This window comes from Micromonospora sp. AB353 (assembly GCF_049538395.1).
Classification (GTDB): Bacteria; Actinomycetota; Actinomycetes; order Mycobacteriales; family Micromonosporaceae; genus Micromonospora; species Micromonospora aurantiaca.
Genome location: NZ_JBMVFV010000083.1, coordinates 1 through 24,820 on the forward strand (window position 1 = coordinate 1; position 24,820 = coordinate 24,820).

Sequence of the window (24,820 nt, forward strand, 5' to 3'; positions counted from 1 at the left end):
GGAGGCGTTCGCCGAGCGCGGGTTCGACGCCGCGTCCATCCGGGCCATCGCCGCGGCGGCCGGAGTGGACCCGGCGCTCGTGCACCACTACTTCGGCGGCAAGGAGGAGCTGTTCCGGGCCGCGACGGCGTTCCCGGCCGACCCGGGACGGCTGCTGCCGGCGGTGCTCGCCGGCGGCCCGGACGCGATCGGCGAGCGGATGGTCCGGGTGTTCCTGGAGGTCTGGGACTCCCCCACCGGCACCGCCGCGGTGGCGCTGCTGCGCTCGGCCGTCAGCAACGACTGGACCGCGCGCCTGCTGCGCGAGTTCCTGGTCACGCAGGTGCTGCGGCGGGTGCTCGACCAGCTCGACGTCGACCCGGCGCAGCGCGCGCTGCGCGGCGGGCTGGTCGCCACGCAGCTCGCCGGGCTGGCCATGATGCGGTACGTGCTCCGCCTCGACGCGGTCGCCACCGCCGAGCCGGCGACGCTGGTGGCAGCCATCGGCCCGACGGTCCAGCGGTACCTCACCGGCGACATCACCTGAGCCGGGCGCGCCGGCCGGCTCAGGCGGCGGCGCGGGGGCAGAGCATCGGGTGCAGCAGGCGGGACAGCTCCGCCACGTCGGCGACCGGCCGGGGGAAGGCGAGCCGGGCCCGCCGGGTCGCGCCGGGCCGCCCGTGCGCGACCAGCAGCCCGTACCTGTCGATCCGGACCACCCGCGGGATCTGGTCGCCGGGCAGGTCCAGCCGCCGCCGCAGGTAGTCACCGACCTGCTCGGCGTGGTGGTCGGCCAGGTCGGCCAGGAGGTCGGCCTCGACCGGGTGCAGCGGGTCCGGCTCGGCCTCCGCGTACGCCTCGGGGTCGACCCGGCGCACGCGCCCGGCGCGTTCCCAGCGGGCCTCGGCCACCTCGAAGCGGTGCAGGTGGAACCGGCTGCCCACGTCGAGCAGGTCGCCGGTCGGGTCGGTGGCGGCGAAGTCGACTGCCGCGTCGCGCGCCGCGTCGCCGTCCAGCCGCGTCGCCCAGCCGGACACCCAGGCCCGGCCGAGTGAGGGCGCCCCGGCCGCGGGCGGCAGGTCGAGCACGTCGAGCACGGTGGCCACGTCGGCGTCGCCCGCCGGCGGCACGAGCGCCGCGGCGAGGTCACTGACCACGGGTACGAGCAGCAGCACCCGCCCGTCCGGGTCGACGGCGTGCCGGACCTGGTGCGGGCCGGGGTGCCGGGCCAGGTGGACGAGGGCGGGCAACCGGCCCGCGACAAGGGTTCGCACGATCTCCGCCGGGCTGGGCCGCATGCTCCCGACCTCCTCAAGATAGGTTAGGCTTACCTAATAAGCAGGCTAGACGATCGGAGACGTCGACGTGAACCACCCCCGGCCCAAGGCACGGCTCTCCCGCGCCCTCGGTATCCCGCTGACCCGCAAGTGCGTGCGGTACTTCGAGCGGCGCCCCTATCCCCCGGGCGTGCACGGCCGGTCCCGCCGCACCACCTCCGACTACCAGGTGCGGCTGCTGGAGAAGCAGCGGCTGCGCCACCAGTACAACGTCAGCGAGGCCCAGCTGCGCCGCCTGTTCGACGAGGCCGCCCGGGGCGCCGGCAAGACCGGCGAGACACTCGTCGCGCTGCTGGAGCGGCGCCTCGACGCGGTGGTGCTGCGGGCCGGGCTGGCGCGCAGCATCTACCAGGCCCGCCAGCTCGTCGCACACGGCCACATCACCGTGGACGGACGCAAGGTCGACCGGCCGTCGTACCGGCTGCGGCCCGGCCAGGTGGTCGGCGTACGCGAGCGCAGCCGCGCGCTGCCGCCGTTCCAGCTCGCCGCCGCCGGGGCGCACGCCGACGCGCAGCCCCGGCCGTACCTGTCGGCGCAGCCGGCCGAGCTGCGCGCCACGCTGGTACGCGAACCGGCCCGGCACGAGGTGCCGGTGGTCTGCGACGAACAGCTGGTGGTGGAGTTCTACTCCCGCTGACGGCCGCTTCCGAGCAGACCCGCGAGGATCAGCGGGTCTGTTCCAGCCAGGACGCGTACAGCAGGGCGTAGACCGAGTCGGCGTCACGGACCAGCTCGTCGTGCGGGCCGCGCTGCACGATCCGGCCCCGGTCCACCACGATCACCTCGTCCGCCGCCTGCGCGGTGGACAGCCGGTGCGCGATGGCGAGCGTGGTCCGGCCCCGGGTCACCGCGTCGAGCGTCCGTTGCAGGCGGACCTCGGTGGCCGGGTCGACAGCGCTCGTCGCCTCGTCCAGCACCAGCAGGTCCGGGTCCGCGACGTACGCCCGGGCCAGCGCCACGAGCTGCCGCTCGCCGACGCTCAGCGCCTCCCCGCGCTCGCCGACCGGCGTGTCCAGCCCGGACGGCAGCCCGTCCAGCCAGTCGGAGAGGCCCAGCTCGGCGAAGGCGGCGGTGAGCCGCTCGTCGGTCAGGTCGGGGCGGGCGAAGCGGACGTTCTCCCCGACCGTGGCGTCGAACAGGAACCCGTCCTGCGGCACCATCACCACCCGGGAGCGCAGCGAGCCGAAGCGCACCTGCCGCAGGTCGACGCCGGAGAGCAGCACCGCACCCTCGGTCGGGTCCATCAGCCGGGTGAGCAGCTTGGCGAACGTGGTCTTGCCGCTCCCCGTCTCGCCCACCACCGCCACCCGGCTCTTGGCCGGAATGTCCAGCGTCACGTCGTGCAGCACCGGCGGCCCGCCCGGGTAGGCGAACGTCACGCCGGCGAACCGGGCGTCCAGCGGGCCCGCCGGCAGCGCCCGGCCCTGCTCGCCCGGGTCGGCCACGTCCGGGGAGACGTCCAGCACGTCCAGCACCCGGCGCCAGCCGGCGATCGCGTTCTGCGCCTCGTTGAGGACCTCGGTGGCGATCTGCACCGGCTGGATGAACAGCGTGACCAGGAACAGGAACGCGGTGAGCTGGCCGATCGACAGCGTGCCGTCGACGCCCAGGCTGACCCCGACCACGACCACACCGGCCAGCGCCAGCCCGGCCGCCAGCTCCCCCACCGAGCTGCCCATGATGCTGATCCGGATGGCCCGCTGCTGGGCCACCCGCTGCCCGTCGATGGCGGTGTCCAGCCGCCGCGCGGTGCGCCCGGCGATGCCGTACGCCCGGATCACCGGCGCGCCCACCACGCTCTCGCCGATCGCGCCGAGCAGCGTGCCGGTGCGCTGCCGCACCAGCCCGTACGCCCCGGCGAGCCGGCGCTGCAACTGCCGGATCACCAGCACCGCCGGCGCGAACGCGACGAGCACCACGAGCGTCAACTGCCAGGAGTACGCGAGCATCACGGCGGTCGTCACCAGCAGCTGGCCCAGGTTGACGATCAGGATCACGCCGCCCCACTGGAGGAACTGGGTGATCTGGTCGACGTCGCTGGTCACCCGGGAGACGAGCGAGCCGCGCCGCTCGGACTGCTGGTGCAGCATGGACAGGTCGTGCACGTGCCGGAACGCCCGGGTGCGCACCCCGGCCAGCGCCGTCTCGCTGACCGTGAACAGGCGGCGCATCATCAGGTAGCCGCAGGCGGTGGTGACCACCAGCACCCCGGCGGTGATCGCCACGGTGAGCGAGATGACGTTCAGGTCGAGCCCGCCGACGATGCCGTGGTCGATGCCGCGCTGCACCGCCACCGGCACGGCCACCCGGCCGATCATGTAGACCAGCGCCAGCGCCAGCGTCCCGGCGAGGCCGGTGCGCAGCTCCGGGGAGAGCGCCAGGCCGCGCCGCAGCGTCCGCCAGGTCGACTCGGTGGTCTCGGCGCTCTCCCCCGCGGTCGTACTCACCGCTCCACCTCCAGGCCGGAGGCCAGCGGCGTGACCTCGTCGTACGTCCGATTCTGCTCGCGTTCCTGCTCGGCCTGCTCGTACGCGGTGACCAGGTCGGCGTAGCCGGGCACGGTGGCCAGCAGCTCGGTGTGGGTGCCGCGGGCGACCACCCGGCCCTGCTCCACGTAGATCACCTCGTCGGCGAGCGCGATGGTGGCCCGGCGGTACGCCACCACCAGGATCGACGCCGGGGCGCTGTCGTCGGCGGGCGCGCGCAGCCCGGCCAGGATGGCCGCCTCGACGCGCGGGTCGACGGCGCTGGTGGCGTCGTCGAGCACCAGCAGCCGGGGGCGTCCGGCGAGCGCCCGGGCCAGCGTCAGCCGCTGTCGTTGCCCGCCGGACAGCGAGGTGCCCCGCTCGCCGACCATGGTGTCCAGCCTGTCCGGCAGCGCGGCCACGAAGCCGTCCGCCTCGGCCAGCCGCAGCGCCGCCCACACCTCGTCGTCACCGATGCCGGCCCGGTCGAGCGCGATGTTGGCCCGGACCGTGTCGTCGAAGACGAACGGCACCTGCGCCACCAGCGCCACCGTGCCGGCGAGCGAGGCGGCGGTCAGCTCCCGCACGTCCACGCCGTCCAGCGTGACCCGTCCGGCGCCCGGGTCGACCAGGCGCACGGCGAGCGACGCGATCGTCGACTTGCCCGCGCCGGTGGGGCCGACCAGCGCGACCGTCCTCCCGGCCGGCACGGTGAACGTGACCTCGCCGAGCACCTGCGCGCCGGGCAGGTGCGCCTCGGCCGGCTCGTACGCGAAGTGCACGTCGTCGAAGCCGAGCGTGGCGGGCTCGCGGGTGGCCGGGTCGAGCGTCGTGGTGCCGTACGGCATCTCGCCTGTCGCGTCGAGCACCCGGCGGACCCGGTCCCAGCCGGCGACGCTGCGCGGCAGCTCGGCGAGCACCCAGCCGATGGCGCGTACCGGGAAGGCCAGCACGGTGAACAGGAACGCGACGCTGACCAGCTCGGTCACGCTGATCGCGCCCTGCCGCAGCCGGATCGCGCCGACCACCAGCACGGCGAGCGTGCCGAGACTGGGCAGCGTCTCCAGCATCGGGTCGAACACGCCGCGCAGCCGGCCGACCGAGATCAGCGCGTCGCGCAGCTCACCGGCGCGCGAGGCGAAGCGGGCCGTCTCCTGGGCCTCGCGGCCCATCGTCTTGACCACCAGCGCGCCGTCGAAGCTCTCGTGCGCGATGCCGCTGACCTCGGCCCGCAGCCGCTGCGCCCGGGCCTGCCGGGGCGCCATCCGGCGGGAGTAGACGACGTTGAGCGCGAACAGCGCGGGGAACACCGCGAGGCCGACCAGGGCCAGCGCCCAGTCGGTGAAGAACAGCGAGGCCACCGCGCCGACGAGCATCACCAGCGTGCCGACCGCGAACGGCAGTGGCGCGATCGGGTACCAGGCCGCCTCCACGTCGGAGTTGGCGTTCGACAGCAGCGTGCCGGTGGAGTTGCGGTGGTGCCAGGCCAGCGGCAGGTCCAGGTAGCGGCGGGTGACCCGGCGGCGGTAGGCGGCCTGGAGCCGGTACTGCATGTAACCGGCGCCGAGGCGGCGGCCGAAGATGCCGACGACCCGCAGCACGCTGATGCCGAACAGCGCCGCCGCGGCGAGCGCCAGCGCCCCGCCGGCCACCTCGCCGCGTTCCACGGCCGGCACGACCACGTCGCCGACCACCGCGCCGACCACGTACGCGCTCGCGATCACCAGGAGGCCGAACAGCACGCTGCCGCTGACCGCGACCGCGAAGATCCGTGGCTGTTCCCGGATGGCCCGGCCGAGCACCCGTAGCCCTCTGCCGAGCACGTCCCGACTTGTCCCGCTCGCCACGCTCTCCCCCGCCGTAAGCCGCAGTTTTCTCCCCCATCCTTACCGCTCGGGGCCGCTCCCGCCGACCCGGCCCGGATATGTCCGCCGTCACGTTCCCACCGGAGCTGGGCCGACGGCGGCCGGGAACGATCCGGCGGTCCGATCCCGCCGGGCGTGGCGCGCCGATCGGCCGGGACCGGCCTACGATCGGGCCATGCCGCGGTACGCCCGAGCGGAGCGCGAGGCGCTCGCCGACCTGATGCTGGAACTGGGACCGGACGCACCGACTGTGAACGAGGGGTGGTCGACCCGTGACCTGGCGGCGCACCTGCTGGTGCGGGAGCGCCGGCCGGACGCGGCGGGCGGGATCCTGCTGCCGCCGCTGCGCGGCTACGGCGAGTCGGTCCGCAGGCGGATCGCCGCCGGGCCGTACGCCGACCTGATCGCCCGGGTGCGCCGCCCCCCGGTGTGGAGCCCGGTGAGCAACCCGCTCACCGACGAGCTGGCGAACGGGATGGAGTTCTTCATCCACCACGAGGACGTGCGACGCGCCCGCCCGGGCTGGCACCCGCGTGATCTGCCGGCCGGGCAGCAGGCGGTGCTGTGGAAGCGGGTGTCCCTGCTGGCCCGGATGGCGCTGCGGCGGTTCCCGGCCGAGGTGCTGGTGCAGGCACCGGGGTACGGCGAGCTGCGGGCCGGCGGCGGCGGCGAACGGCTGCGGCTGGTCGGCGCGCCGGGCGAGCTGGTGCTGTTCCTCACCGGCCGGCAGCGGGTGGCCCGGGTCCAGGTGGACGGCCCGGCCGACCGCGCCGAGCGCCTGCGCACCGCCGAGCTGGGACTCTGACCGAGGGTGTGCAGCCGGTCGCTCGCTGACCGTGGAAAGTGGACGGACCGGCGTCGATAGCGGTTGCGTCCTCCCGTACGCTCCTGCGCACCGGCCCGACCCCGCGGGGCGGCGGACAGGGGACGACGATGCGCGACTTCGCCCTCTCGGCACTGCACGAGCCGCCCTTTGCCTCCCGGCGCCACCCCGCCGTCGACGTGGTGGCCGCGGAGAGCGCCGCCTGGGTACGCGACTTCGGCCTGGTCAAGGATCAGGCCGGGCGCCGGCGACTGGCCGGTGCGCACGCGGCGGAGCTCGCCGCACGCGCCTGCCCCGAGGCGTCGCCGGCCGGGCTGCGGATGCTCACCGACCTGATCAACTGGCTGTTCGTGGTCGACGACGCCTGCGACGACGACGGGCTCGGCGCGACGCCCACGCTGCTGGCGCCCACGCTGGCCGCGCTGCTGGCGGTGCTCGACCGGCACGGCGACCCGGAGGCGCCCGCGCCCGCCGACGGCGGCCCGATCGCCCTCGGGCTGCACGACCTGTGCCGCCGGGCCCGCGACCGGGGCCGGCCGGCCCACCTGCTGCGCCTGGTCAGCCAGTTGCGGGAGTACCTGCTGGCGCTGCTCTGGGAGGCCGCCAACCGGGAACGCCACCGGGTGCCGGGGGTGGCCGAGTACACGCAGATGCGCCGCCACACCGGCGGCGTGCGCCCCAGCTTCACGGTGACCGACCTGGCCCGCCCGTCCGCGCCCCGGGCCGACCAGCGGGTCGCGCCGGCGCTCACCGCGCTGGACGCGCTGGCCACGGACCTGGTCTGCTGGTGCAACGACCTGTTCTCCTACGGCAAGGAGCGGGGCGCCGCTCCGGAGGCGCACAACCTGGTCACCACGATCGCGGGCGAGACCGGGCAGGACGAGACGGCGGCGCTGTACGCGGCGGCGGACCGGTTCAACACGGCCCTCGCCACGTACGCGGAGCGGGACGCGGCGCTGAGCGCGGTGGCCGACGAGGGGATGCGGGTCTTCCTGGACACCCGCCGGGACTGGATCCGGGCCACGTACGACTGGTCCTGCGCGGCCGGCCGGTACGCCTGACCGGTTCCAGCAGGCGGGACCGCCGGCGACTCGGCCGATCAGGGCTAGCCGCTGGCCGGGTGCACGCAATACCCTTCGGTAACCGCAGACCGGCGTGACCCCCGTCACGTCCCTCCACCCCTGAAGGCGGCTACAGCGATGGCTCTCGATGTACCGTACCGTTCCGTACCCGACATGTTCCTCAAGCGCGTGGCGGACTCCCCCGACCGGCACGCCTTCGCCCACCCCGCACCCGACGACTCGGGCCCGGTCTGGCTGACGTGGGAGCAGGTCGGGCAGCGCGCCAAGGCGATCGCGGCCGGGCTGCACGGGCTCGGTGTCGGCCTGGAGAACCCGGTGGCGATCCTGGCCAACACGCGCCTGGACTGGGTGCTCGCCGACTTCGGCATCATGTGCGCCGGTGGTGCCACCACCACCGTCTACCCCACCACCGAGCCCGAGGACGCGGTCTACATCATCGCCGACTCCGGCTCGAAGGTGCTGTTCGCGGAGAACCCGGCCCAGGCGGCGAAGATCGCCGGAGCGGACCTGCCCGCGCTGACCCACGTGGTCCTCTTCGACGGCACGCCCGACCCGGCGGCGGCCGTTCCGCAGCTCACCCTGGCCGAGCTGGAGGAGCGCGGCGCCGCCGCGCTGAGCGCCGAGCCGGACCTGATCGACATGCTGGTCGCCGGCATCGGCCCGGACCACCTGGCCACGCTGATCTACACCTCGGGCACCACCGGGCGCCCGAAGGGAGTGGAGCTGCTGCACGGCGGCTGGTGCTGGGAGGGCGTGGCGCAGGCCGAGCTGGGCCTGCTGCGTGTCGACGACCTGCAGTACCTGTGGCTGCCGCTGTCGCACTCGTTCGGCAAGACGCTGCTCTGCGGCGCCACCCACGTCGGCCTGCCCACGTACGTCGACGGCCGGGTGGACAAGCTCGTCGACCTGCTCGGCGTGGTGCAGCCGACGCTCATGTGCGGCGCGCCCCGGGTCTTCGAGAAGGTCTACAACAAGGCGGTCACCACCGCGCAGGGCGCCGGCGGCGCCAAGGCCAAGATCTTCGCCTGGGGCGTCGGGGTCGGCAAGGAGAAGGTCGCGCTGGAGCAGGCCGGCAAGCCGGTCCCGGCCGGGCTGCGGATGAAGTACGCGCTGGCCGAGAAGCTCGTGTTCAGCAAGCTCCAGGCCCGGCTCGGCGGCCGGATGCGGGTGCTGGTCTCCGGCGCGGCGCCGCTGAGCAAGGAGATCGCCACCTTCTTCGCCGCCGCCAACCTGCCCATCTCCGAGGGCTACGGCCTGACCGAGACCAGCGCGGGCGCGTTCGTGAACCCGCCGGACGGGCTGAAGATCGGCAGCGTGGGCCGGGCCATGGGCGACCTGGAGTGCCGGATCGACACCGACGGCGAGGTCCTGCTGCGCGGCAAGCCGGTCATGCGCGGCTACCACAACCTGCCGGAGGAGACGGCCGCCGCGTTCACCGAGGACGGCTTCTTCCGCACCGGCGACATCGGCACGCTCGACGCCGACGGCTATCTGCGCATCACCGACCGGAAGAAGGACCTGGTCAAGACGTCCGGCGGCAAGTACGTCGCGCCGTCGCACATCGAGGGCATGTTCAAGGCGGTGTGCCCGTACACCTCGCAGGCGGTGGTGATCGGGCAGGCGCGCAACTACTGCACCATGCTCGTCACGCTGGACCCGGACGCGATCAAGGGCTGGGCCGCCGGCACCCCGCTGGAGGGCAGCGACTACACCACTATCGTCACCTCGCCGCAGGCACGGGAGATGGTCGAGGGGTACGTGGCCGAGCTGAACGCCAAGCTCAACCGCTGGGAGACGATCAAGAAGGTGACGATCCTCCCCCGGGACCTGACCATCGAGGACGGCGAGGTCACGCCGTCGCTGAAGATCAAGCGCCGCAGCGTGGAGACGAACTTCGCCTCCGAGATCGACAAGATGTACGAGGGCACGCTCGCCGAGCTGTAGCCCGCACCGCCACACGACCGCGCCGGCCGTGCCCCACCGTCCCGGGGCACGGCCGTACGCCGTTCAGAGGTGCCCCCGCCGCCACCGGCTCTGCTCGGCCTCGGCGGCGATCTGCTCCTCGAGCGCGAGCCGGCGTACCCGGCGCCGGACGCCGTCCTCGCGGCGCGTCTCCCAGACGACACCGGCGCCGGTGATCACCGCGAGCACACCGAGCGCGATCAGCTCCGGGACGCGGAAGACGAACGGGCCGACCACGGCCAGCGCCACCACCGTGAGCAGCAGCGGCCGGTGCACCTCGCGCAGCGCGAGCCACCAGCACCCGGCGAGGCTGAGCAGGTGCAACGCCACCCCGCCGAAGAGGATCGCGCCCCAGAAGTCGCCCAGCGGCAGCCCCCAGGTGGGCGTGGCCGGGTCGGCGGCCTCGGCCAGCAGGTCCTTGAGGCCGAGGGCGTAGAGGATGATCCCGGCGACCATCGGCAGGTGCAGGAACGTGTAGACGTCCCTGGCCAACCGGAGCCGGGTGGCCTCGTCCCGGGCGTGGTGCAGCGCCTGTTCCAGCGCGAACGCGAGCGTGTCGAAGTACGCCCACCACAGCGCCGCGACGACCACGATGCCGAGCAGCGCCGACACCGCCACCGGCCCGGTCAGCGGCAGCCCGTGCTTCGGGCCGAAGCCGAGGGCGATGATCGACTCACCGAGCGCGACCAGCACGATCAGCGCGTGCCGTTCGGCCCAGTGCCCGGCCGAGACCACCACCCACCACTGGCGGGCGAGCGTCACCCCGCCGACGTACTCGACGAGCAGCGCCAGCGTCCAGAGCGCCAGTTGCAGGGGGATCGCGAACCGCTCCTGCGGCAGCCGCGCCGGCACGGTTCCGGCGATGACCAGCAGCACCGTGGCGGCGGCCGGGAACGCGGCGCGCAGCAGCAGCCGGCGGCGCCGGACCGGGTCGGCGCGGTCCACCCAGCCGAAGACGGTGAGCTGGGCCATCCGGATCACGAAGTAGCAGCCGGCGAAGACCAGCGGGCCGGGCAACCCACCGGGGAGGTCCTCGAACGCGCTGGGCTCGCTGAGCACCAGCAGGAACGTCGCCGCCACGGTGACGAAGCCGACCAGCGGCAGCACGCCCTGGTCGGCGCGGAAGAAGTTGCCCATCCGGGCGAAGCCGGTCCACGACCACCAGAGCAGCGCCAGCACCAGCAGGAAGCGGTAGAGGTTGGCCGGTGTGAGCTCCGAGGCGGTGAGCGTGGTGACGTTCAGGAACGCGAAGACGAAGACCAGGTCGTAGAAGAGTTCCAGCCGGGTGGTACGGGATCCCGGGGCGGCGGACCGCACGGTCCACGACCGCCGGACTCCCCTCCCGTTCCCCACCCGGGCAGTCTGCGGGCACCGGACGGGCCGGAGCCGCACTTCGGGCCGATCACCACCGGATCGGGCGGCCGGGCCGGGTCAGGCGATGACGCTCGGCTCCCGCCACTGCGGCCGGCTGGTCCGGTCCAGGTCGTAGCGGACCGCGGCGAGGCGCCCGACCGCCTCCACCAGCTCGTCGGCGGGCAGCGTGAAGGGCAGCCGCAGGAAACGTTCCAGCGTCCCGTCCAGGCCGAACCGGGGTCCGGGCGCCAGCCGTACGCCGACCTCCTCGGCCGCGCGGGCCAGCGCGCTGGAGATCGGGCCGTCCAGCTCGGCCCAGAGCGTGACGCCGCCGCTCGGTACCCGTACCCGCCAGTCGGGCAGCCGGTCGGCGAGCGCGGCGACCAGTGCGTCGCGCTGGGCGACGAGCTGGGCCCGGCGGGCCGCCACGATGGCCGGCGCCTCGGTGAGCAGGTGCACGGCGACGAGCTGGTCGAGCACCGGGCTGGCCATGTCCACCCCGACCCGGGCCGCGGCGAGCCGCTGCACCTGGGGCGCGGAGGCGCGGACCCAGCCGATCCGCAGCCCGCCCCAGTAGGGCTTGCTCATCCCGCCGATGCTGATCACCCGGGAGTGCCTGTCGAAGACGGCCACCGGCGGCGGCAGCGGGGTGTCGTCCAGCGGCAGGTCGACGAAGGACTCGTCGACCACCAGGTCGGTGCCGGCCGCGTGGGCCGCGCCGACCAGCCGTTCGCGCAGGTCGGCGGCCATCAGGTGGCCGGTCGGGTTCTGGAACTCGGGGATCACGTACGCGAGCTTCGGCCGGGTCTGCCGGAGGCTACCGAGCAGCAGTTCGGCGTCCCAGCCCTCGTCGGACAGGCCGTGCGTGGCGATCCGGGCCCGGCGGGCGGACAGCGCGGCCAGCGCGTTGGGGTAGGTGGGCGACTCGACGAGCACGCCGCCGCCGGGCGACAGGGCCAGCCGCAGCACCAGGTCCAGCGCGTGCTGGGTGCCGCTGGTGACCATGATCTGCTCCGGGCTGGTGGGCAGGCCCCGGTCGGTGTACGCGCGGGCCACCGCCTCGCGCAGCTCGATGATGCCGGTCGGGTGGTAGCCGGCGCCGCCGAGGTAGCGGGGCAGGTCCTCGGCCGCGGCCCGGGCGGCCGGGACGAGCTGCGGGGGCGCGGACAGTGCGGCCACGCCGAGGTCGATCATGTCGCGGTCGTCGAGCGGCGTCCACAGCCCGGTGCTGGCCACCCGGTGCCCGCCGGGCAGCATGGTCCAGCTCCCCGCGCCCCGGCGGCTGGCCAGGTGGCCGCTCTCCCGCAGTTCCCGGTACGCGGCGGTGACTGTGGTGCGGCTGATCCGCAGCGCCTCGGCCAGTTCCCGCTCGGCCGGCAGGCGTACCCCGAGGGGGAGCCGCCCGTCGGCGAGCAACCCGCGGACGGCGCCGGCGAGCGCGGCGTAGTCGGGGCTGCGCCGGCGGCCCGGCAGGGCGTGCCACTGGCCGAGGAGCCGCGCCAATTGGACGCCGCGCACTTGACTGGTCATAGCCACACCCCCGAAATTGGCACGCTTGAGGACCACGATTGGCCCCTAGGGTGGCATGCATGGCACAGCTTGGCAATCTCCGGCACCGGCCGGCGCGACGGCTCACCCAGCTCTACGCCGGGCTGGTCCTCTACGGCGTGAGCATGGCGCTGATGATCCGCTCGGAGCTGGGGCTCGACCCGTGGGACGTGTTCCACCAGGGGCTGGCCCGGCAGACCGGCCTGTCCTTCGGCACCGTCACCATCGCCGTCGGCGCCCTCGTGCTGCTGCTCTGGATCCCGCTGCGGCAGCGGCCCGGCCTCGGCACGGTCAGCAACGTCGTGGTGATCGGGCTGGTCGTCGACGCCACACTGGCCGTGCTGCCGCCCGGGGAGGGCATGCCGGCCCGGGTCGCGCTGCTCGTCGCCGGGATCGTCGCCAACGGTGCCGCCACCGGCCTCTACCTCGGCGCCGGGCTCGGCCCCGGCCCGCGCGACGGGCTGATGACCGGCTTCGTCGCCCGCCACCCCCGGTTCTCGGTCCGGCTGGTCCGCACCGTCATCGAGGTCACCGTGCTGGCGCTCGGCTGGCTGCTCGGCGGCACCGTCGGCCTCGGCACCGTGGCGTACGCGCTGACCATCGGCCCGCTGGCCCAGTTCTTCATCCCGGTCTTCGCGCTGCCCGCACGGCCGGCGGCCGGTGCCTACGCTACGTGAGCGCAGCCGGGCCGACCGCCACGGCCCGGTCCGACCCGCAACGCGCTGAGCTGCGACGACGCACAACCCGGAAACCAGGTGTTTCCTCCGCCGTCGCGGCCGGGCATCATTCCTGCATGGGGGAGAACGGATGGCGTTGGAGCGACGCCTGGATCTTCGTCGCGCTTGTCATCGCCAGTGGTGCCGGCCGGCACCGGCGGGCCGCCGCGACACGTCGCCCCGAAGGCGTACGGCTGGCCGACGTCCTCTCCACCGCCGATCACCTCAACCAGGCCATCCCGGAACGGCACGAGGTGGAGGGCGCGGTCCGGCGGCTGGTAGGGGCGGGCCTGGTCAGCGTCGCCGACGGCTGGTTCCGGGTCACCCCGGACGGTGAGCGGCTCTGGCGCACCCGGCCCAGCGCCGGGCTCGGCACCACAGTGGACACGGTGCAGGGCGTGCTGACCCGGCGGCACCCGCCCGCCGAGTCCGAGTGGCAGCTCGCCGAGGACGACCACGCCGCCGCCGTGCAGGAGTACGTGGTCCGGTCGATCCCGATGCCGCGCCGATCCCCCGAGGGGCACTCCGGCCGGCCGTGACCGCCGGCTCAGCGCACCGGGTGCCCCGCGCCGCGCAACGCGTCCTTGACCTCGCCGACCGTCAGTTCGCCGAAGTGGAAGACGCTCGCCGCGAGCACCGCGTCCGCCCCGGCCCCGACGGCCGGCGGGAAGTGGGCCACAGCGCCCGCGCCGCCGCTGGCGATCACCGGCACGTCGACCACCTCGCGGACCGCCTGGATCAGCGGCAGGTCGAACCCGGCCTTCGTGCCGTCGGCGTCCATCGAGTTGAGCAGGATCTCGCCCGCGCCCAGCTCGGCGCCGCGCGCCGCCCACTCGACCGCGTCCAGCCCAGTGCCCCGCCGGCCGCCGTGCGTGGTCACCTCGAAGCCGCTCGGGGTCGTGCCGCCCGGGGCGCGGCGCACGTCCAGCGAGAGCACCAGAACCTGCCGGCCGAACCGGTCGGCGATCTCGGCGATCAGCTCCGGCCGGGCGATGGCCGCGGTGTTCACCCCGACCTTGTCCGCCCCGGCGCGCAGCAGCGTGTCGACGTCGGCGACCCGGCGGACGCCACCGCCCACGGTGAGCGGGATGAAGACCGACTCGGCGGTGCGCCGCACCACGTCGAGCATGGTGCCCCGGTCGCTGGACGAGGCGGTGACGTCGAGGAAGGTCAGCTCGTCCGCGCCGGCCCGGTCGTACGCCGCCGCCAGCTCCACCGGGTCGCCGGCGTCACGCAGGTCGAGGAAGTTGACCCCCTTGACCACGCGCCCGGCGTCCACGTCCAGACACGGGATGACCCGTACCGCCACCGTCATGCCCCGAGCCTAACGAACGCGCGGGCGGTGGTGACCCGCCGGTGAGGCCGGTCACCACCGCCCGCCGTGGTGCGCGTTCCGCGCCGGTCAGAGACGGACCAGCATCTTGCCGAGGTTCTCGCCGCGCAGCAGGCCGAGGAACGCCTCCGGGGCCTGCTCGATGCCGTCGACGATCGTCTCGTCGTACGACAGCCGGCCCTCGCGCAGCCAGCCCGCCACCTCCTGCACGAACTGCTCCCGCAGGTGACCGTGGTCACCGACGAGGAAGCCGCGCAGCGTCAGCCGCTTGCCGATCACCAGCGCCAGGTTGCGCGGCGCGGCGGGCGGCTCGGTGGCGTTGTACTGCGCGATCATGCCGCAGATGGCTGCTCGGCCGTGCAGGTTCATCGCTCCGATCGCGGCCTCCAGGTGGTCGCCGCCGACGTTGTCGAAGTACACGTCGACGCCGTCCGGGGCGGCGGCCCTGAGCTGCTTGGACACCGGGCCGTCGTGGTAGTCGAAGGCGGCGTCGAAGCCCAGCGCGGTGAGCCGTTCCACCTTCGCCGCGGAACCGGCGCTGCCGATCACCCGGCCGGCGCCGCGCAGCTTCGCGATCTGGCCGACCATGCTGCCGACCGCGCCGGCCGCGCCGGAGACGAACACCGTCTCCCCCGGCTTCATCGCCGCCACGTCCAGCAACCCGGCGTACGCGGTCAGCCCGGTCATGCCGAGCACGCCCAGGTACGCGGTGACCGGCGCCAGGCCGGGATCGACCTTGCGCACGCCCTTGGCGTCCACCAGCGCGTACTCGCGCCAGCCGAGCCCGTGCAGCACGGTGTCGCCGGGCTTGACGCCACCGGCCTCGCCGGCCACGACCTCACCGATCGCGCCGCCGTCGAGCGGGGCGTCGAGCGCGAACGGCGGCACGTACGACTTGACGTCGTTCATCCGCCCGCGCATGTACGGGTCGACGGACATGAACCGGTTGCGGACCACCACCTGTCCCGGGCCCGGCGTCGGCACCTCGGTGGTGACCAGCCGGAAGTTCTCCGGCGTCGGCCAGCCCTCCGGCCGGGACGCCAGGTGGATCTCCCGGTTCGTCCCGCTCATCGGGCCTCACGGACCGTGCGGGTCACCTCGACGTTGCCACGGGTCGCGTTGGAGTAGGGGCAGACCTGGTGGGCCGCGTCGACGAGCTGCTCGGCGGCCGCGCGCTCGACCGCGGGCAGGTCCACCACGAGCGTCACGGCCAGGCCGTAACCGCCGCTGCCGTTCGGGCCGATGCCCACCTCGGCCTCCACGACGGAGCCGGAGACGTCCGCCTTGGCCTGGCGGGCCACCACGCGCAGCGCGGAGTGGAAGCAGGCCGCGTAGCCGGCCGCGAAGAGCTGCTCCGGGTTGGCCGCGCCACCGGCGCCACCCATCTCCTTCGGTACGGCGAGGTCCAGCTCGACCGTGCCGTCGGAGGTCCGGACGTGACCGTCGCGGCCGTCGCCGGTGGCGCGGGCGGAGGCGGTGTAGAGCACCTGCATGTCACTGCTCCTTCTGTCGGTGGATCGTCTCGGTGACCCGGGTGAGGATGCCGTGGAGGAAGACCAGCTCCTCCTCGGAGAGCCCGGTGGCGGTGGCCACCCGGCGCGGCACGTCACCCATCCGCTCCCGCAGCGCCCGGCCCCGGTCGGTGAGGCCCACCTCGACCCGGCGCTCATCCGCCGCCGATCGGGTACGCACCACCAGGCCGGCCGCCTCCAGCCGCTTGAGCAGCGGGGAGAGCGTGCCGGAGTCGAGCCGGAGCGCGGCGCCGAGCTCGGAGACCGTGGGGGCGTCGTCGTCGTGCTCCCAGAGCACCAGCAGCACCAGGTACTGCGGGTAGGTCAGGCCGTGCTCGTCGAGGATGGGCCGGTAGACGTCGGTCAGGGCGCGCGACGCCGCGTAGAGCGCGAAGCACACCTGCCGGCGCAGTACCAGATCATCGGTCACGCCCAGAACGGTAGCGCGCAATTAAGTTGTGCACAACTTGTCGGGCCGTGGAACGGTGCGGCGCCGGTCACCCGGGCACCGGTCAGCGCTCCGGGAGGTACGCCTCCAGCTCGACCTCGACCAGGAGATCCGGGTCGATCAGCCCGGCCACCACCACCATCGTGGCGACCGGGCGCACCGGGCCGAACACCGCGTTGTGCGCCCGGCCCACCTCGTCGGCGAAGATCCGGTCCGTCACGTACATCCGGGTCCGCACCACGTCCCCCGGCCCGGCGCCGACCTCGGCCAGCGCGTCCAGGCCGATCCGGATCGCCTGCGCGGTCTGCGCCGCCGCGTCACCGGCGTGCGCCACCCGGCCGTCCACCGTGGAGGTGCAGCCGGCCGTGATCGCCAGCGAACCCGCCCGGACCACCCGCGAGTAGCCGTAGAGCGCCTCCCACGGGCCGCCCGAGCCGAGCCGGGTCACCACCCCGGCGTCGGCGGACGGCTCGGCCGTCACGCGCCGGCCCGCAGCGTCGCCAGCGCCTCGGCGACGGTGAACGCGCCCGCGTAGAGCGCCTTGCCGGCGATCACACCCTCCACCCCCACCGGCTCCAGCGTGGCGAGCGCCCGCAGGTCGTCCAGCGTGGACACACCACCGGAGGCGATCACGGGGGCGTCGGTGCGGGCGCACACCTCGCGCAGCAGGTCCAGGTTCGGCCCGCGCATGGTGCCGTCCTTGGTGATGTCCGTGACCACGTACCGCGCCGCGCCCGCGGCGTCCAGCCGGGCCAGCACCTCGTACAGGTCACCGCCGTCGCGGGTCCAGCCGCGCGCCGACAGGGTACGGCCGCGCACGTCCAGCCCGATCGCCACCCGGTCGCCGTACTCGCCGCAGATCCGGTCGCACCACTGCGGATCCTCCAGCGCGGCGGTGCCGATGTTGACCCGGGCCGCCCCGGTGCCGAGCGCCGCCCGCAGCGACTCGTCGTCGCGGATGCCGCCGGACAGCTCCACCTTCACGTCCAGCTTGCCGACCACCTCGGCGAGCAGCGCGGCGTTGGAGCCCCGCCCGAACGCGGCGTCCAGGTCGACCAGGTGGATCCACTCCGCGCCGTCGGACTGCCAGGCCAGAGCCGCGTCCAGCGGATCGCCGTACGCGGTCTCGCTACCGGCGGCGCCCTGCACGAGCCGGACGGCCTGGCCGTCGGCGACGTCCACGGCGGGCAACAGGGTGAGGCTCAACGCTTCTCTCCTCGGATCCTCAACGACGGTCCAGCGCGATCACCACGATCGCGGGCAGGACCAGCAACAACAACGCGACCAGCACCAGCCGCAGTGCGAGGTCGTCCACCAGAGCCCAGATGGCCACCACCGCCACGGCGGTGAGCACCAGGATCGTCGCCCGCTCGCGGCGGGTGTGCCGGCGCAGCCGCCCGGTACGGCCACGCCGCAGCGACGGCGTCAACCGGCGTACCAGGGAACGACGCCGCTCCCGGCGTGCCACCCGGCGGGCGCGGACGGCGCGCGCCCGCTCCTGCTCGGCCTCGCGCGCCGCGCGGCGGCGGGCCCGCTCCTTGCTCACGCGGACGCCCGCGTGCCCGGCAGCGGGCCGGTCACAGCGTGCCGAGCCAGTTGCGCAGCACCGCGGCCCCGGCGTCGGCCGACTTCTCCGGGTGGAACTGCGCAGCCGAGAGCGGCCCCCGCTCCACCGCCGCGACGAAGTCCGCGCCGTGGTGCGCGGTGGTCACCGTGGCGCCCGCCTCGGCCAGCGCCGCCGGGTCGGTCACCCCGTAGGAGTGGACGAAGTAGAACCGGGTGCCCTCGGGCAACCCGGCGAACAACGTCGAGCCGGCCGGCGGGCGGACGGTGTTCCAGCCCATGTGCGGCAGCCGCCGCGCGGGCAGCCGGGTCACCCCGCCGGGCAGCAGCCCCAGCCCCTTGGTGACCACGCCGTGCTCCTCGCCGTGCCCGAAGAGGATCTGCATGCCGACGCAGATGCCCAGCACCGGCCGCCCGGCGGCGACCCGGTCGGCGATCACCGGCCCGGCGCCCAGCGCCTCGATCCCGGCCATGCACGCGGCGAACGCGCCCACGCCCGGCACCACCAGGCCGTCGGCGGACGCGGCGGCGTCCAGGTCGTCGGTGACTGTCACGTCGGCGCCGGCCCGCGCCACCGCGCGCTCGGCCGACCGCAGGTTGCCCGAGCCGTAGTCGAGCACCACCACCCGTGCCATCAGCCCTCCCCCGGCAGCAGCCAGAGCACCCCGGCGGCGGTCGCCAGCAGCGCCAGCAGGCCGGTGATCACCACGGCGGCGCGCGGCGCGCCCTGCTTGAGCAGCGACCACGTCCCGCCGACCAGCAGGCCGGCCACGATCAACAGAAGAGTGGGCAGCACCTTCATCAGAGCCCGCCTTCATTCGCGACTGCGGGACTCCGCTGCGCTGCGTTCCTCGCGCTCATCAGAGCGCGCCCTTCGTGGACGGCACCACACCCGCGTTACGCGGGTCGATCGCGGTGGCCTCGCGCAGCGCGCGGGAGACGGCCTTGAACTGCGCCTCGACCACGTGGTGGGCGTCCGGGTGGCCGCCGGGCCGGGCCGCGCGCAGCACGTCCACGTGCAGCGTGATCCGGGCCGACTGGCCGAACGACTCCCAGATGTGCCGGGTCATGCTCGTCGGGTAGACCGGCCCGATGTACGGGGCCAGCGCCGGCTCGTCGTGCACCACGTACGGGCGGCCGGACAGGTCGACGGCGGCCCGGACCAGCACCTCGTCCATCGGGACGGTGGCCGAGCCGTACCGCCGGATGCCGGCCTTGTCGCCCAGCGCCCGGTCGAACGCGGCGCCCAGCGCGAGCGCGGTGTCCTCCATCGTGTGGTGCGCGTCGATCTCCAGGTCGCCGACGGTGTGCACGGTCAGGTCGAAGCCGCCGTGCCGGGCGATCTGGTTGAGCATGTGGTCGTAGAAGCCGACGCCGGTCTCGATGTCGGCCTTGCCGGTGCCGTCGAGGTCGATCTCGACGAGCACCTTCGTCTCGTTTGTGACCCGCTCGATCCGGGCGATCCGGCTCATGAAACGTTCTCCATCGCGGTGAGGAAGGCGTCGGTCTCGGTCGGGGTGCCGGCGGTGACGCGCAGCCAGCCGGGCAAGCCGACGTCGCGCACGAGCACGCCGGCATCGAGCAGGGTACGCCAGGCCACCGTCTGGTCCCCCTCGACGGCGAACAGCACGAAGTTGGCGTCGCTGTCGGCCACCCGGTGGCCCCGGGCGCGCAGCTCGGCGACGATCCGGTCCCGCTGCCGCATGATCGCGGCCACGGTGCCGAGCAGGGCGTCGCGGTGCGCCAGCGCCGCGCGGGCGGCGGCCTGGGTGAGCGCGGACAGGTGGTACGGCAGCCGGACCAGCTGCACCGCGTCCACCACCGCCGGGTCGGCGGCCAGGTAGCCGAGCCGCCCGCCGGCGAAGCCGAACGCCTTGCTCATGGTGCGGGTCACCACCAGCCGCGGGTGGCCCGGGAGCACGGCGAGCGCGCTCACCGTGCCGGGCCGGGCGAACTCGGCGTACGCCTCGTCGACGATCACCATGCCCGGCGCCTCGTCCAGCACGGCGGCGACCACTGCCGGGTCGAGCGCGGTGCCCGTCGGGTTGTTCGGGGAGCAGAGGAACACCACGTCCGGCCGGTGCTCGCGGACCTGGGTCACCGCCTCGCCGGCGGTGAGCCCGAAGTCCTCGCCGCGCCGGGCGGGCACCCACCGGGTGCCGGTGCCGAGCGCCAGCAGCGGGTGCATCGAGTACGCCGGGGTGAAGCCGAGCGCGGTGCGCCCGGGACCGCCGAACGCCTGGAGCAGTTGCTGCTGGATCTCGTTGGAGCCGTTCGCCGCCCACACGTGGCCGGCGGTGAGCCCGTGACCGAGGTAGGCGGCCAGGTCGGCGCGCAGCGCCACCGCGTCCCGGTCCGGGTAGCGGTTGAGGTCGCGCAGCTCGGCGGCGACCGCCTTGCCGATCGCCTCCACCACCGGCTCGGGCACCGGGTACGAGTTCTCGTTGGTGTTCAGCCGCACCGGCACGTCGAGCTGCGGCGCCCCGTACGGCGTCCGCCCGCGCAGGTCGTCACGGATCGGCAGGTCGTCGAGCGTGGTCACGACGCCCCGCCCTCGCCGAACCGGACGCTGACCGCCTGGCCGTGCGCGGGCAGGTCCTCCACGGTCGCCAGCGTGACCACGTGCGGCGCCACCTCGCGCAGCGCGTCCCGCGTGTATTCGACCAGGTGCACGCCCCGCAGGAACGACTGCACGGACAGCCCGGAGGAGTGCCGCGCGCAGCCGCCGGTGGGCAGCACGTGGTTGGAGCCCGCGCAGTAGTCGCCGAGCGACACCGGCGACCAGGCGCCCACGAACACCGCCCCGGCGTTGCGGACCCGCAGCGCCCACTCGCGGGCGTTCTCGGTCTGGATCTCCAGGTGCTCGGCCGCGTACGCGTCGACCACCCGCAGCCCGGCCTCCAGGTCGTCGACGAGGACCACGCCGCTCTGCTCGCCGCGCAGCGCGGTGCCGATCCGCTCGGCGTGCTTGGCCGCCGGCGCCTGCCGGGCCAGTTCCGCGTCGACCGCGTCGGCCAACGCGGTGGACGGGGTGACGAGCACGCTCGCGGCGAGCGGGTCGTGCTCGGCCTGGCTGATCAGGTCGGCGGCGACGTGCGCCGGGTCGGCGGTGTCGTCGGCCAGGATCGCGATCTCGGTCGGGCCGGCCTCGGCGTCGATGCCGACCACGCCGCGCAGCAGCCGCTTCGCGGCGGTGACCCAGATGTTGCCCGGGCCGGTGATCATGTCGACCGGCTCGCAGCGCTCGTCGCCGGCCGGGTCGACGCCCGCGCCGTACGCGAGCATGGCGACCGCCTGGGCGCCGCCGACCGCGTACACCTCGTCCACGCCGAGCAGCGCGCAGGCCGCGAGGACCCGGCGGTCCGGCAGGCCGTCGTTGTCCTTCTGCGGCGGGCTCACCACCACCAGCGAGCGCACCCCGGCCGCCTGGGCCGGGACGACGTTCATCACCACAGTCGACGGGTACATGGCCAGGCCGCCGGGGACGTACAGACCGACCCGGTCGACCGGCACCCACCGCTCGGTCACCGTGCCACCCGGCACCACGGTCGTGGTGTGGTCGGTCCGGCGCTGGTCGGCGTGGACCTTGCGGGCCCGGGTGATCGACTCCAGCAGCGCGGCGCGGACCTGCGGGTCCAGCTCGTCCTCGGCCGCGCGGATCGTCTCGACCGGCACCCGCAGCCGCTCCGGCGAGACGCCGTCGAACCGTTCACTCGCCTCCCGGATCGCCGGGTACCCATGGTCCCGGACCGCCTCCACGAGCGGGCGGATCCGCTCGACCGCCACGGAGACGTCGAGCTGGGCACGGGGCAGCAGGCGGCGCGGGTCACGGGTTCCGCCGCGCAGGTCGATCCGATTCAGCACGCCTGCGAGTCTAGGCCGCCGCCGGTGTCACCGGCCGGGCCCGCCCGCACGCCGGGACGGTGAGCCGGGACACGCGCGGGCGGGCGGGTTGGGGATACGCTCGATCACGTGAGCGCACGGCTGCCGGTGTTCCCGCTCGGGACCGTCCTCTTCCCCGGGCTGGTCCTTCCGCTGCACATCTTCGAGGAGCGCTACAAGGCGCTGGTGCGCCACCTCGTGGGGCTGCCCGAGGGCGCGCCGCGCGAGTTCGGCGTGGTGGCGATCCAGGCCGGCTGGGAGGTTGCGCCGGCCGGGCCGCCGGGTCGTTCCGGGCCGGCCGGCGGCGACGTCACGCTGCACGAGGTCGGCTGCACCGCCGAGCTGCGGCAGGTCACCGAGCTGGCCGACGGCGGCTTCGACATCGTCACGGTCGGGCGGCGGCGGTTCCGGGTCGCCGAGGTGGACGCCTCCGCCGAGCCGTACCTGACCGCCGAGGTGGAGTGGCTGCCCGAGCCGGACGGCCCGGACGAGGTCTCCGACCTGCTGGCGGCCCGGGTGATCTCGGTGTTCCGGCACTATCTCGGCCTGATCCGGCCGGACCAGCAGGAGATCACCGAGCAGCTGCCGGAGGATCCGACGGTCCTGTCGCACCTGGTCGCCGCGACCGCCGCGCTGACCGTCGCCGACCGGCAGCGGCTGCTCGCCGCCGACGACACGGCCGAGCGGCTGCGCGCCGAGCTGCGCCTGCTCAACCGGGAGACGGCGTTGCTGCGGCAGGTGCGCGCGGTGCCGGTGCCGCTCAGCGAGCTGGCTGGTCCCCCGGCGCCGAACTGAACCCGGGCGGGGGCGGCGGCCAGGCCGCGTCGGGCTCCGGCTCCGGCCGCAGCGACGGCCACCGCGACCAGCCCGCCAGCAGCGTGTACGTGACGGCGGCGCCGAACGCGGCGAGCAGCAGGTTCCCGTGCGGCACCGGCAGCGGGCCGTACCAGTCGACGCCGCCGGCGCGCAGGTCGACGGGCTTGGTGAAGGCGGTGCCCGGCGGCGCGGTCTCCACCAGCCGCTGGAACGTCGACAGCCCGATCCGGCGGCCGACCTGCCAGGCCACCACCGCCGCGCCGAGACCGCCCAGCGTCACCGCGAGCAGGCCGGCCGGGCCGCGCCGACGCCGCAGCAGCACCCACAGGGCGATCGCGGCGAGCACGCCGAAGCCGAGCGTCAGGAGGCTGAACCAGCCGTCCGCGGCGATCGGCTGCTCCGGCTGCGTGGTCGCGTAGACCGTGCCGGCGGCGGTCTGCCGGACCGGGGTGGCGGGCGCCGCCCACGCCCACAGCAGGCCCAGCGGCGCGCCGAGCACGGTGAGCAGCGCGATCACGCCGAGCGTGGTGAGCAGCGGGCGGGCCGACCGGGTGGCGCCGGCGGCGGGCAGCTCCGCCACCACGCCGGGGTATCCGGCGAGCGGGTCGGCGCCGGGTGCGGTGACCGGCGTGCCGGCGGGTACCGGCAGGCCGCCGGGCCAACCGGGCGGCTGAGCGTGCTCGGGCCACACGTCGCCGCCGGGACGCGGGGCGTCGCCGGTACGCGCGTCGGTGCCGTCGGTGCGCTCGCGCGCCCGCTCGGGCTCAGGGGTGTCCGGACTCACCCGTTGATCCTCTCAGGCCCGGGCACGGCGCGGGGCGGTGGTCGCCGCTCAGCGCGCGAACGGTTCCAGCATCACCGCTGCCGCCTTGAGCCAGGCGTTGCGGGTCTCGGCCTGGAGCTGGTGGTACTCGATCGAGGAGCCGGTCTCCAGCGCCGGGTCGTAGGGCACCACGGCGACCGCCCGGGTCCGGGTGGCGAAGTGCCGTTCCAGGTCGTCCTGCAACGAGGTACGCCCCGGCGTGGGACAGGAGATCAGCGTGACCGCGTTGTCGGCCAGCTCGCCCATGCCCACCTCGTGCAGCAGGTCGAGCATCCAATCCGCGCTGAACGCCGCGTCCTCGCGCGGCACGGTGGTCACCACGAGCTGGTCGGCGGCCTGCATGACGGTGCGCCAGTTCGGGCTCTCCACGTTGTTGCCGGTGTCCACGCAGACCACCTCGTGCGTGCGGCGCAGCAGCTCCAGCACCCGCTTGACGGTGAACTGGTCGAGCCGCTGGGCGAAGCGCGGACTCTCCTCGCCGGCCAGCACGTCGTACGAGCCGTCGGAGGCGTGCCGCAGGTAGTCGTCGAGGTGCGACAGCAGCGTGTTGCCCTCGAGGATCTCGATCTGCGCCAGGTCGTGGATCAGATGCCGGATGGTACGGGCGTGCCGGGCGCTGCCGGCCCGCAGACCGAGCGTGCCGCGCAGCTCGTTGTCGTCCCAGGCGAGCACGCCGCGCCCGCGCACGCTGCCCACCGTCGCGGCGGCGAGCACCGTCGCGGTGGTCTTGTGCACCCCGCCCTTGGGGTTGGCGAAGGCGAGCACCCGCGGGGTGCCCAGCTCGCGGCGCAGCACGCTGGTCGCCCGTTCCAGTTCCGGGTCCGTCTCCGGGGCGCGCCACTGCACCTGGGCCGCGTCGACCCGGCCGGAGCGGCCCTCCAGCGGGCGGCGGGGCGCGGGCACCACCGGCTCCGGGGCGGGCGGCGTGTCCGGCCGGTAGCGGCCCCGGTCGAGCAGCGCGTAGCGGGACTCCGGCGGGGGCGGCGCGGGCCGGTAGCCACCGTCCAGAAGGGAGTACCGGGACTCGGCCGGCGCCTCGGCCCGGCCGCGCGGCTCCGGACGGGCCGGGTCGGGCCGCCAGGACGGCTCCGGGCGCGGCTCGGCGGTGAGGGGCTGCTCGGGCGCGAACGACGGGTCGGCGCGCCAGGACGGGTCGGGCGGGTAGGGCTGCCCGGCGCGCCAGGACGGCTCCGGATCGCTGCGGTACGCCGGTTCGGCCCGGTACGCGGGCTCGCCGTCGTGCCGGGGATCGGCGCGGAAGGCCGGGTCGACCCGGAACGTGGCCTCGGCCCGGTAACCGGGCTCGGCGCCGTA

At 74.7% G+C, this 24,820-nt stretch carries 27 protein-coding genes; 8 read left to right on the plus strand and 19 right to left on the minus strand.

Annotated features, from left to right (window positions below):
* The coding region (locus tag ACPCK6_RS25070) for a TetR/AcrR family transcriptional regulator (RefSeq protein WP_423482397.1) at nt 1-526 on the plus strand (526 nt) is incomplete at its 5' end.
* A gap of 19 nt (nt 527-545) precedes the next feature.
* Here ACPCK6_RS25070 and ACPCK6_RS25075 read toward each other — a convergent pair.
* A complete protein-coding gene (locus ACPCK6_RS25075; protein ID WP_396882258.1) occupies nt 546-1,277 on the minus strand; it encodes a DUF2470 domain-containing protein in 732 nt (243 codons plus the stop codon).
* 67 nt (nt 1,278-1,344) lie between these two features.
* Between ACPCK6_RS25075 and rpsD the strand changes: the two genes are divergently transcribed.
* A complete protein-coding gene (rpsD, locus tag ACPCK6_RS25080) occupies nt 1,345-1,953 on the plus strand; it encodes a 30S ribosomal protein S4 (protein WP_047892216.1) in 609 nt (202 codons plus the stop codon).
* A 28-nt stretch (nt 1,954-1,981) separates the two neighbouring features.
* Here rpsD and ACPCK6_RS25085 read toward each other — a convergent pair whose 3' ends face one another.
* Together ACPCK6_RS25085 and ACPCK6_RS25090 are read right to left on the minus strand one after the other, a co-directional pair.
* Nucleotides 1,982-3,763 (minus strand): ABC transporter ATP-binding protein, encoded by a 1,782-nt coding sequence (locus tag ACPCK6_RS25085; protein WP_396882260.1) that lies wholly within the window; start codon nt 3,761-3,763, stop codon nt 1,982-1,984.
* On the minus strand, nt 3,760-5,628 hold the full coding sequence (locus ACPCK6_RS25090) for an ABC transporter ATP-binding protein (RefSeq protein ID WP_423482398.1): 1,869 nt from the start codon (nt 5,626-5,628) through the stop codon (nt 3,760-3,762). Before ACPCK6_RS25090 ends, ACPCK6_RS25085 begins: the two co-directional genes overlap by 4 nt.
* Nucleotides 5,629-5,821: 193 nt before the next feature.
* On the opposite strand from ACPCK6_RS25090, the gene ACPCK6_RS25095 reads away from it, so the two are divergent.
* From ACPCK6_RS25095 to ACPCK6_RS25105, 3 genes are all read left to right on the plus strand, one after another.
* Nucleotides 5,822-6,451, plus strand: coding sequence for a TIGR03085 family metal-binding protein (locus ACPCK6_RS25095; RefSeq protein WP_396882262.1), 630 nt, complete (start codon nt 5,822-5,824; stop codon nt 6,449-6,451).
* A 128-nt stretch (nt 6,452-6,579) separates the two neighbouring features.
* Nucleotides 6,580-7,530 (plus strand): terpene synthase family protein, encoded by a 951-nt coding sequence (locus ACPCK6_RS25100; RefSeq protein WP_396882263.1) that lies wholly within the window; start codon nt 6,580-6,582, stop codon nt 7,528-7,530.
* A gap of 138 nt (nt 7,531-7,668) precedes the next feature.
* The gene (locus ACPCK6_RS25105; RefSeq protein ID WP_262014620.1) at nt 7,669-9,495 is read left to right on the plus strand and encodes an AMP-dependent synthetase/ligase; all 1,827 of its coding nucleotides are present in this window, start codon (nt 7,669-7,671) and stop codon (nt 9,493-9,495) included.
* 63 nt (nt 9,496-9,558) lie between these two features.
* Here ACPCK6_RS25105 and ACPCK6_RS25110 read toward each other — a convergent pair whose 3' ends face one another.
* A complete protein-coding gene (locus ACPCK6_RS25110) occupies nt 9,559-10,830 on the minus strand; it encodes a low temperature requirement protein A (protein ID WP_423482399.1) in 1,272 nt (423 codons plus the stop codon).
* Between the two features lie 114 nt (nt 10,831-10,944).
* Nucleotides 10,945-12,396 (minus strand): MocR-like transcription factor YczR, encoded by a 1,452-nt coding sequence (yczR, locus tag ACPCK6_RS25115; RefSeq protein WP_396882264.1) that lies wholly within the window; start codon nt 12,394-12,396, stop codon nt 10,945-10,947.
* A gap of 59 nt (nt 12,397-12,455) precedes the next feature.
* Here yczR and yczE point away from each other — a divergent pair, with 59 nt between their 5' ends.
* A complete protein-coding gene (gene yczE / locus ACPCK6_RS25120) occupies nt 12,456-13,091 on the plus strand; it encodes a membrane protein YczE (protein WP_135241259.1) in 636 nt (211 codons plus the stop codon).
* Between the two features lie 116 nt (nt 13,092-13,207).
* On the plus strand, nt 13,208-13,669 hold the full coding sequence (locus tag ACPCK6_RS25125; RefSeq protein WP_269704919.1) for a hypothetical protein: 462 nt from the start codon (nt 13,208-13,210) through the stop codon (nt 13,667-13,669).
* 8 nt (nt 13,670-13,677) lie between these two features.
* On the opposite strand, the gene hisF is transcribed toward ACPCK6_RS25125, so the two are convergent.
* From hisF to hisD, 12 genes are all read right to left on the minus strand, one after another.
* Entirely contained in the window at nt 13,678-14,445 is a 768-nt protein-coding gene (gene hisF / locus ACPCK6_RS25130) for an imidazole glycerol phosphate synthase subunit HisF (RefSeq protein WP_423482400.1), read from the minus strand.
* Between the two features lie 87 nt (nt 14,446-14,532).
* Nucleotides 14,533-15,534, minus strand: a complete 1,002-nt coding sequence (locus ACPCK6_RS25135) for an NADP-dependent oxidoreductase (RefSeq protein ID WP_396882265.1) — start codon at nt 15,532-15,534, stop codon at nt 14,533-14,535.
* The gene (locus ACPCK6_RS25140) at nt 15,531-15,956 is read right to left on the minus strand and encodes an organic hydroperoxide resistance protein (RefSeq protein ID WP_091045350.1); all 426 of its coding nucleotides are present in this window, start codon (nt 15,954-15,956) and stop codon (nt 15,531-15,533) included. The genes ACPCK6_RS25135 and ACPCK6_RS25140 overlap by 4 nt, the downstream gene beginning before the upstream one ends.
* A 1-nt stretch (nt 15,957) precedes the next feature.
* A complete protein-coding gene (locus ACPCK6_RS25145; RefSeq protein ID WP_318334905.1) occupies nt 15,958-16,404 on the minus strand; it encodes a MarR family winged helix-turn-helix transcriptional regulator in 447 nt (148 codons plus the stop codon).
* An 82-nt stretch (nt 16,405-16,486) separates the two neighbouring features.
* The gene (locus ACPCK6_RS25150) at nt 16,487-16,903 is read right to left on the minus strand and encodes a RidA family protein (protein ID WP_262014612.1); all 417 of its coding nucleotides are present in this window, start codon (nt 16,901-16,903) and stop codon (nt 16,487-16,489) included.
* A complete protein-coding gene (priA, locus tag ACPCK6_RS25155; RefSeq protein WP_018785235.1) occupies nt 16,900-17,628 on the minus strand; it encodes a bifunctional 1-(5-phosphoribosyl)-5-((5-phosphoribosylamino)methylideneamino)imidazole-4-carboxamide isomerase/phosphoribosylanthranilate isomerase PriA in 729 nt (242 codons plus the stop codon). Before priA ends, ACPCK6_RS25150 begins: the two co-directional genes overlap by 4 nt.
* 19 nt (nt 17,629-17,647) lie before the next feature.
* The gene (locus ACPCK6_RS25160) at nt 17,648-17,968 is read right to left on the minus strand and encodes a hypothetical protein (RefSeq protein WP_396882266.1); all 321 of its coding nucleotides are present in this window, start codon (nt 17,966-17,968) and stop codon (nt 17,648-17,650) included.
* 31 nt (nt 17,969-17,999) lie between these two features.
* Nucleotides 18,000-18,620: an imidazole glycerol phosphate synthase subunit HisH gene (gene hisH, locus ACPCK6_RS25165; RefSeq protein WP_396882267.1), complete on the minus strand. Its 621-nt coding sequence runs from the start codon at nt 18,618-18,620 to the stop codon at nt 18,000-18,002.
* A complete protein-coding gene (locus tag ACPCK6_RS25170) occupies nt 18,620-18,787 on the minus strand; it encodes a CG2302 family histidine operon protein (protein ID WP_318334909.1) in 168 nt (55 codons plus the stop codon). The genes hisH and ACPCK6_RS25170 overlap by 1 nt, the downstream gene beginning before the upstream one ends.
* A 58-nt stretch (nt 18,788-18,845) precedes the next feature.
* Nucleotides 18,846-19,457, minus strand: coding sequence for an imidazoleglycerol-phosphate dehydratase HisB (gene hisB / locus ACPCK6_RS25175; protein WP_013287582.1), 612 nt, complete (start codon nt 19,455-19,457; stop codon nt 18,846-18,848).
* Entirely contained in the window at nt 19,454-20,527 is a 1,074-nt protein-coding gene (locus ACPCK6_RS25180) for a histidinol-phosphate transaminase (RefSeq protein ID WP_396882268.1), read from the minus strand. Before ACPCK6_RS25180 ends, hisB begins: the two co-directional genes overlap by 4 nt.
* Nucleotides 20,524-21,849, minus strand: a complete 1,326-nt coding sequence (gene hisD, locus ACPCK6_RS25185) for a histidinol dehydrogenase (RefSeq protein ID WP_366622212.1) — start codon at nt 21,847-21,849, stop codon at nt 20,524-20,526. The genes ACPCK6_RS25180 and hisD overlap by 4 nt, the downstream gene beginning before the upstream one ends.
* 108 nt (nt 21,850-21,957) lie before the next feature.
* Between hisD and ACPCK6_RS25190 the strand changes: the two genes are divergently transcribed.
* Complete coding sequence (locus ACPCK6_RS25190) at nt 21,958-22,662, plus strand: LON peptidase substrate-binding domain-containing protein (protein ID WP_396882269.1); 705 nt, start codon at nt 21,958-21,960, stop codon at nt 22,660-22,662.
* Here ACPCK6_RS25190 and ACPCK6_RS25195 read toward each other — a convergent pair.
* Both ACPCK6_RS25195 and ACPCK6_RS25200 read right to left on the minus strand, forming a co-directional pair.
* The gene (locus ACPCK6_RS25195; RefSeq protein ID WP_423482401.1) at nt 22,628-23,467 is read right to left on the minus strand and encodes a DUF2567 domain-containing protein; all 840 of its coding nucleotides are present in this window, start codon (nt 23,465-23,467) and stop codon (nt 22,628-22,630) included. The genes ACPCK6_RS25190 and ACPCK6_RS25195 overlap by 35 nt on opposite strands.
* A 48-nt stretch (nt 23,468-23,515) precedes the next feature.
* Nucleotides 23,516-24,820: AAA family ATPase (locus ACPCK6_RS25200; protein ID WP_423482402.1), on the minus strand; the 1,305-nt coding region annotated here is incomplete at its 5' end.

Excerpts from the sequence above, each read along its gene's own strand:
- ACPCK6_RS25075 (WP_396882258.1), bottom strand. The coding sequence starts at position 1,277 with ATGCGGCCCAGCCCGGCGGAGATCGTGCGAACCCTTGTCGCGGGCCGG.
- ACPCK6_RS25095 (WP_396882262.1), top strand. The coding sequence starts at position 5,822 with ATGCCGCGGTACGCCCGAGCGGAGCGCGAGGCGCTCGCCGACCTGATG.
- ACPCK6_RS25100 (WP_396882263.1), top strand. The coding sequence starts at position 6,580 with ATGCGCGACTTCGCCCTCTCGGCACTGCACGAGCCGCCCTTTGCCTCC.
- ACPCK6_RS25105 (WP_262014620.1), top strand. The coding sequence starts at position 7,669 with ATGGCTCTCGATGTACCGTACCGTTCCGTACCCGACATGTTCCTCAAG.
- yczR (WP_396882264.1), bottom strand. The coding sequence starts at position 12,396 with ATGACCAGTCAAGTGCGCGGCGTCCAATTGGCGCGGCTCCTCGGCCAG.
- yczE (WP_135241259.1), top strand. The coding sequence starts at position 12,456 with ATGGCACAGCTTGGCAATCTCCGGCACCGGCCGGCGCGACGGCTCACC.
- ACPCK6_RS25125 (WP_269704919.1), top strand. The coding sequence starts at position 13,208 with ATGGGGGAGAACGGATGGCGTTGGAGCGACGCCTGGATCTTCGTCGCG.
- hisF (WP_423482400.1), bottom strand. The coding sequence starts at position 14,445 with ATGACGGTGGCGGTACGGGTCATCCCGTGTCTGGACGTGGACGCCGGG.
- ACPCK6_RS25135 (WP_396882265.1), bottom strand. The coding sequence starts at position 15,534 with ATGAGCGGGACGAACCGGGAGATCCACCTGGCGTCCCGGCCGGAGGGC.
- ACPCK6_RS25140 (WP_091045350.1), bottom strand. The coding sequence starts at position 15,956 with ATGCAGGTGCTCTACACCGCCTCCGCCCGCGCCACCGGCGACGGCCGC.
- hisH (WP_396882267.1), bottom strand. The coding sequence starts at position 18,620 with ATGGCACGGGTGGTGGTGCTCGACTACGGCTCGGGCAACCTGCGGTCG.
- ACPCK6_RS25170 (WP_318334909.1), bottom strand. The coding sequence starts at position 18,787 with ATGAAGGTGCTGCCCACTCTTCTGTTGATCGTGGCCGGCCTGCTGGTC.
- hisB (WP_013287582.1), bottom strand. The coding sequence starts at position 19,457 with ATGAGCCGGATCGCCCGGATCGAGCGGGTCACAAACGAGACGAAGGTG.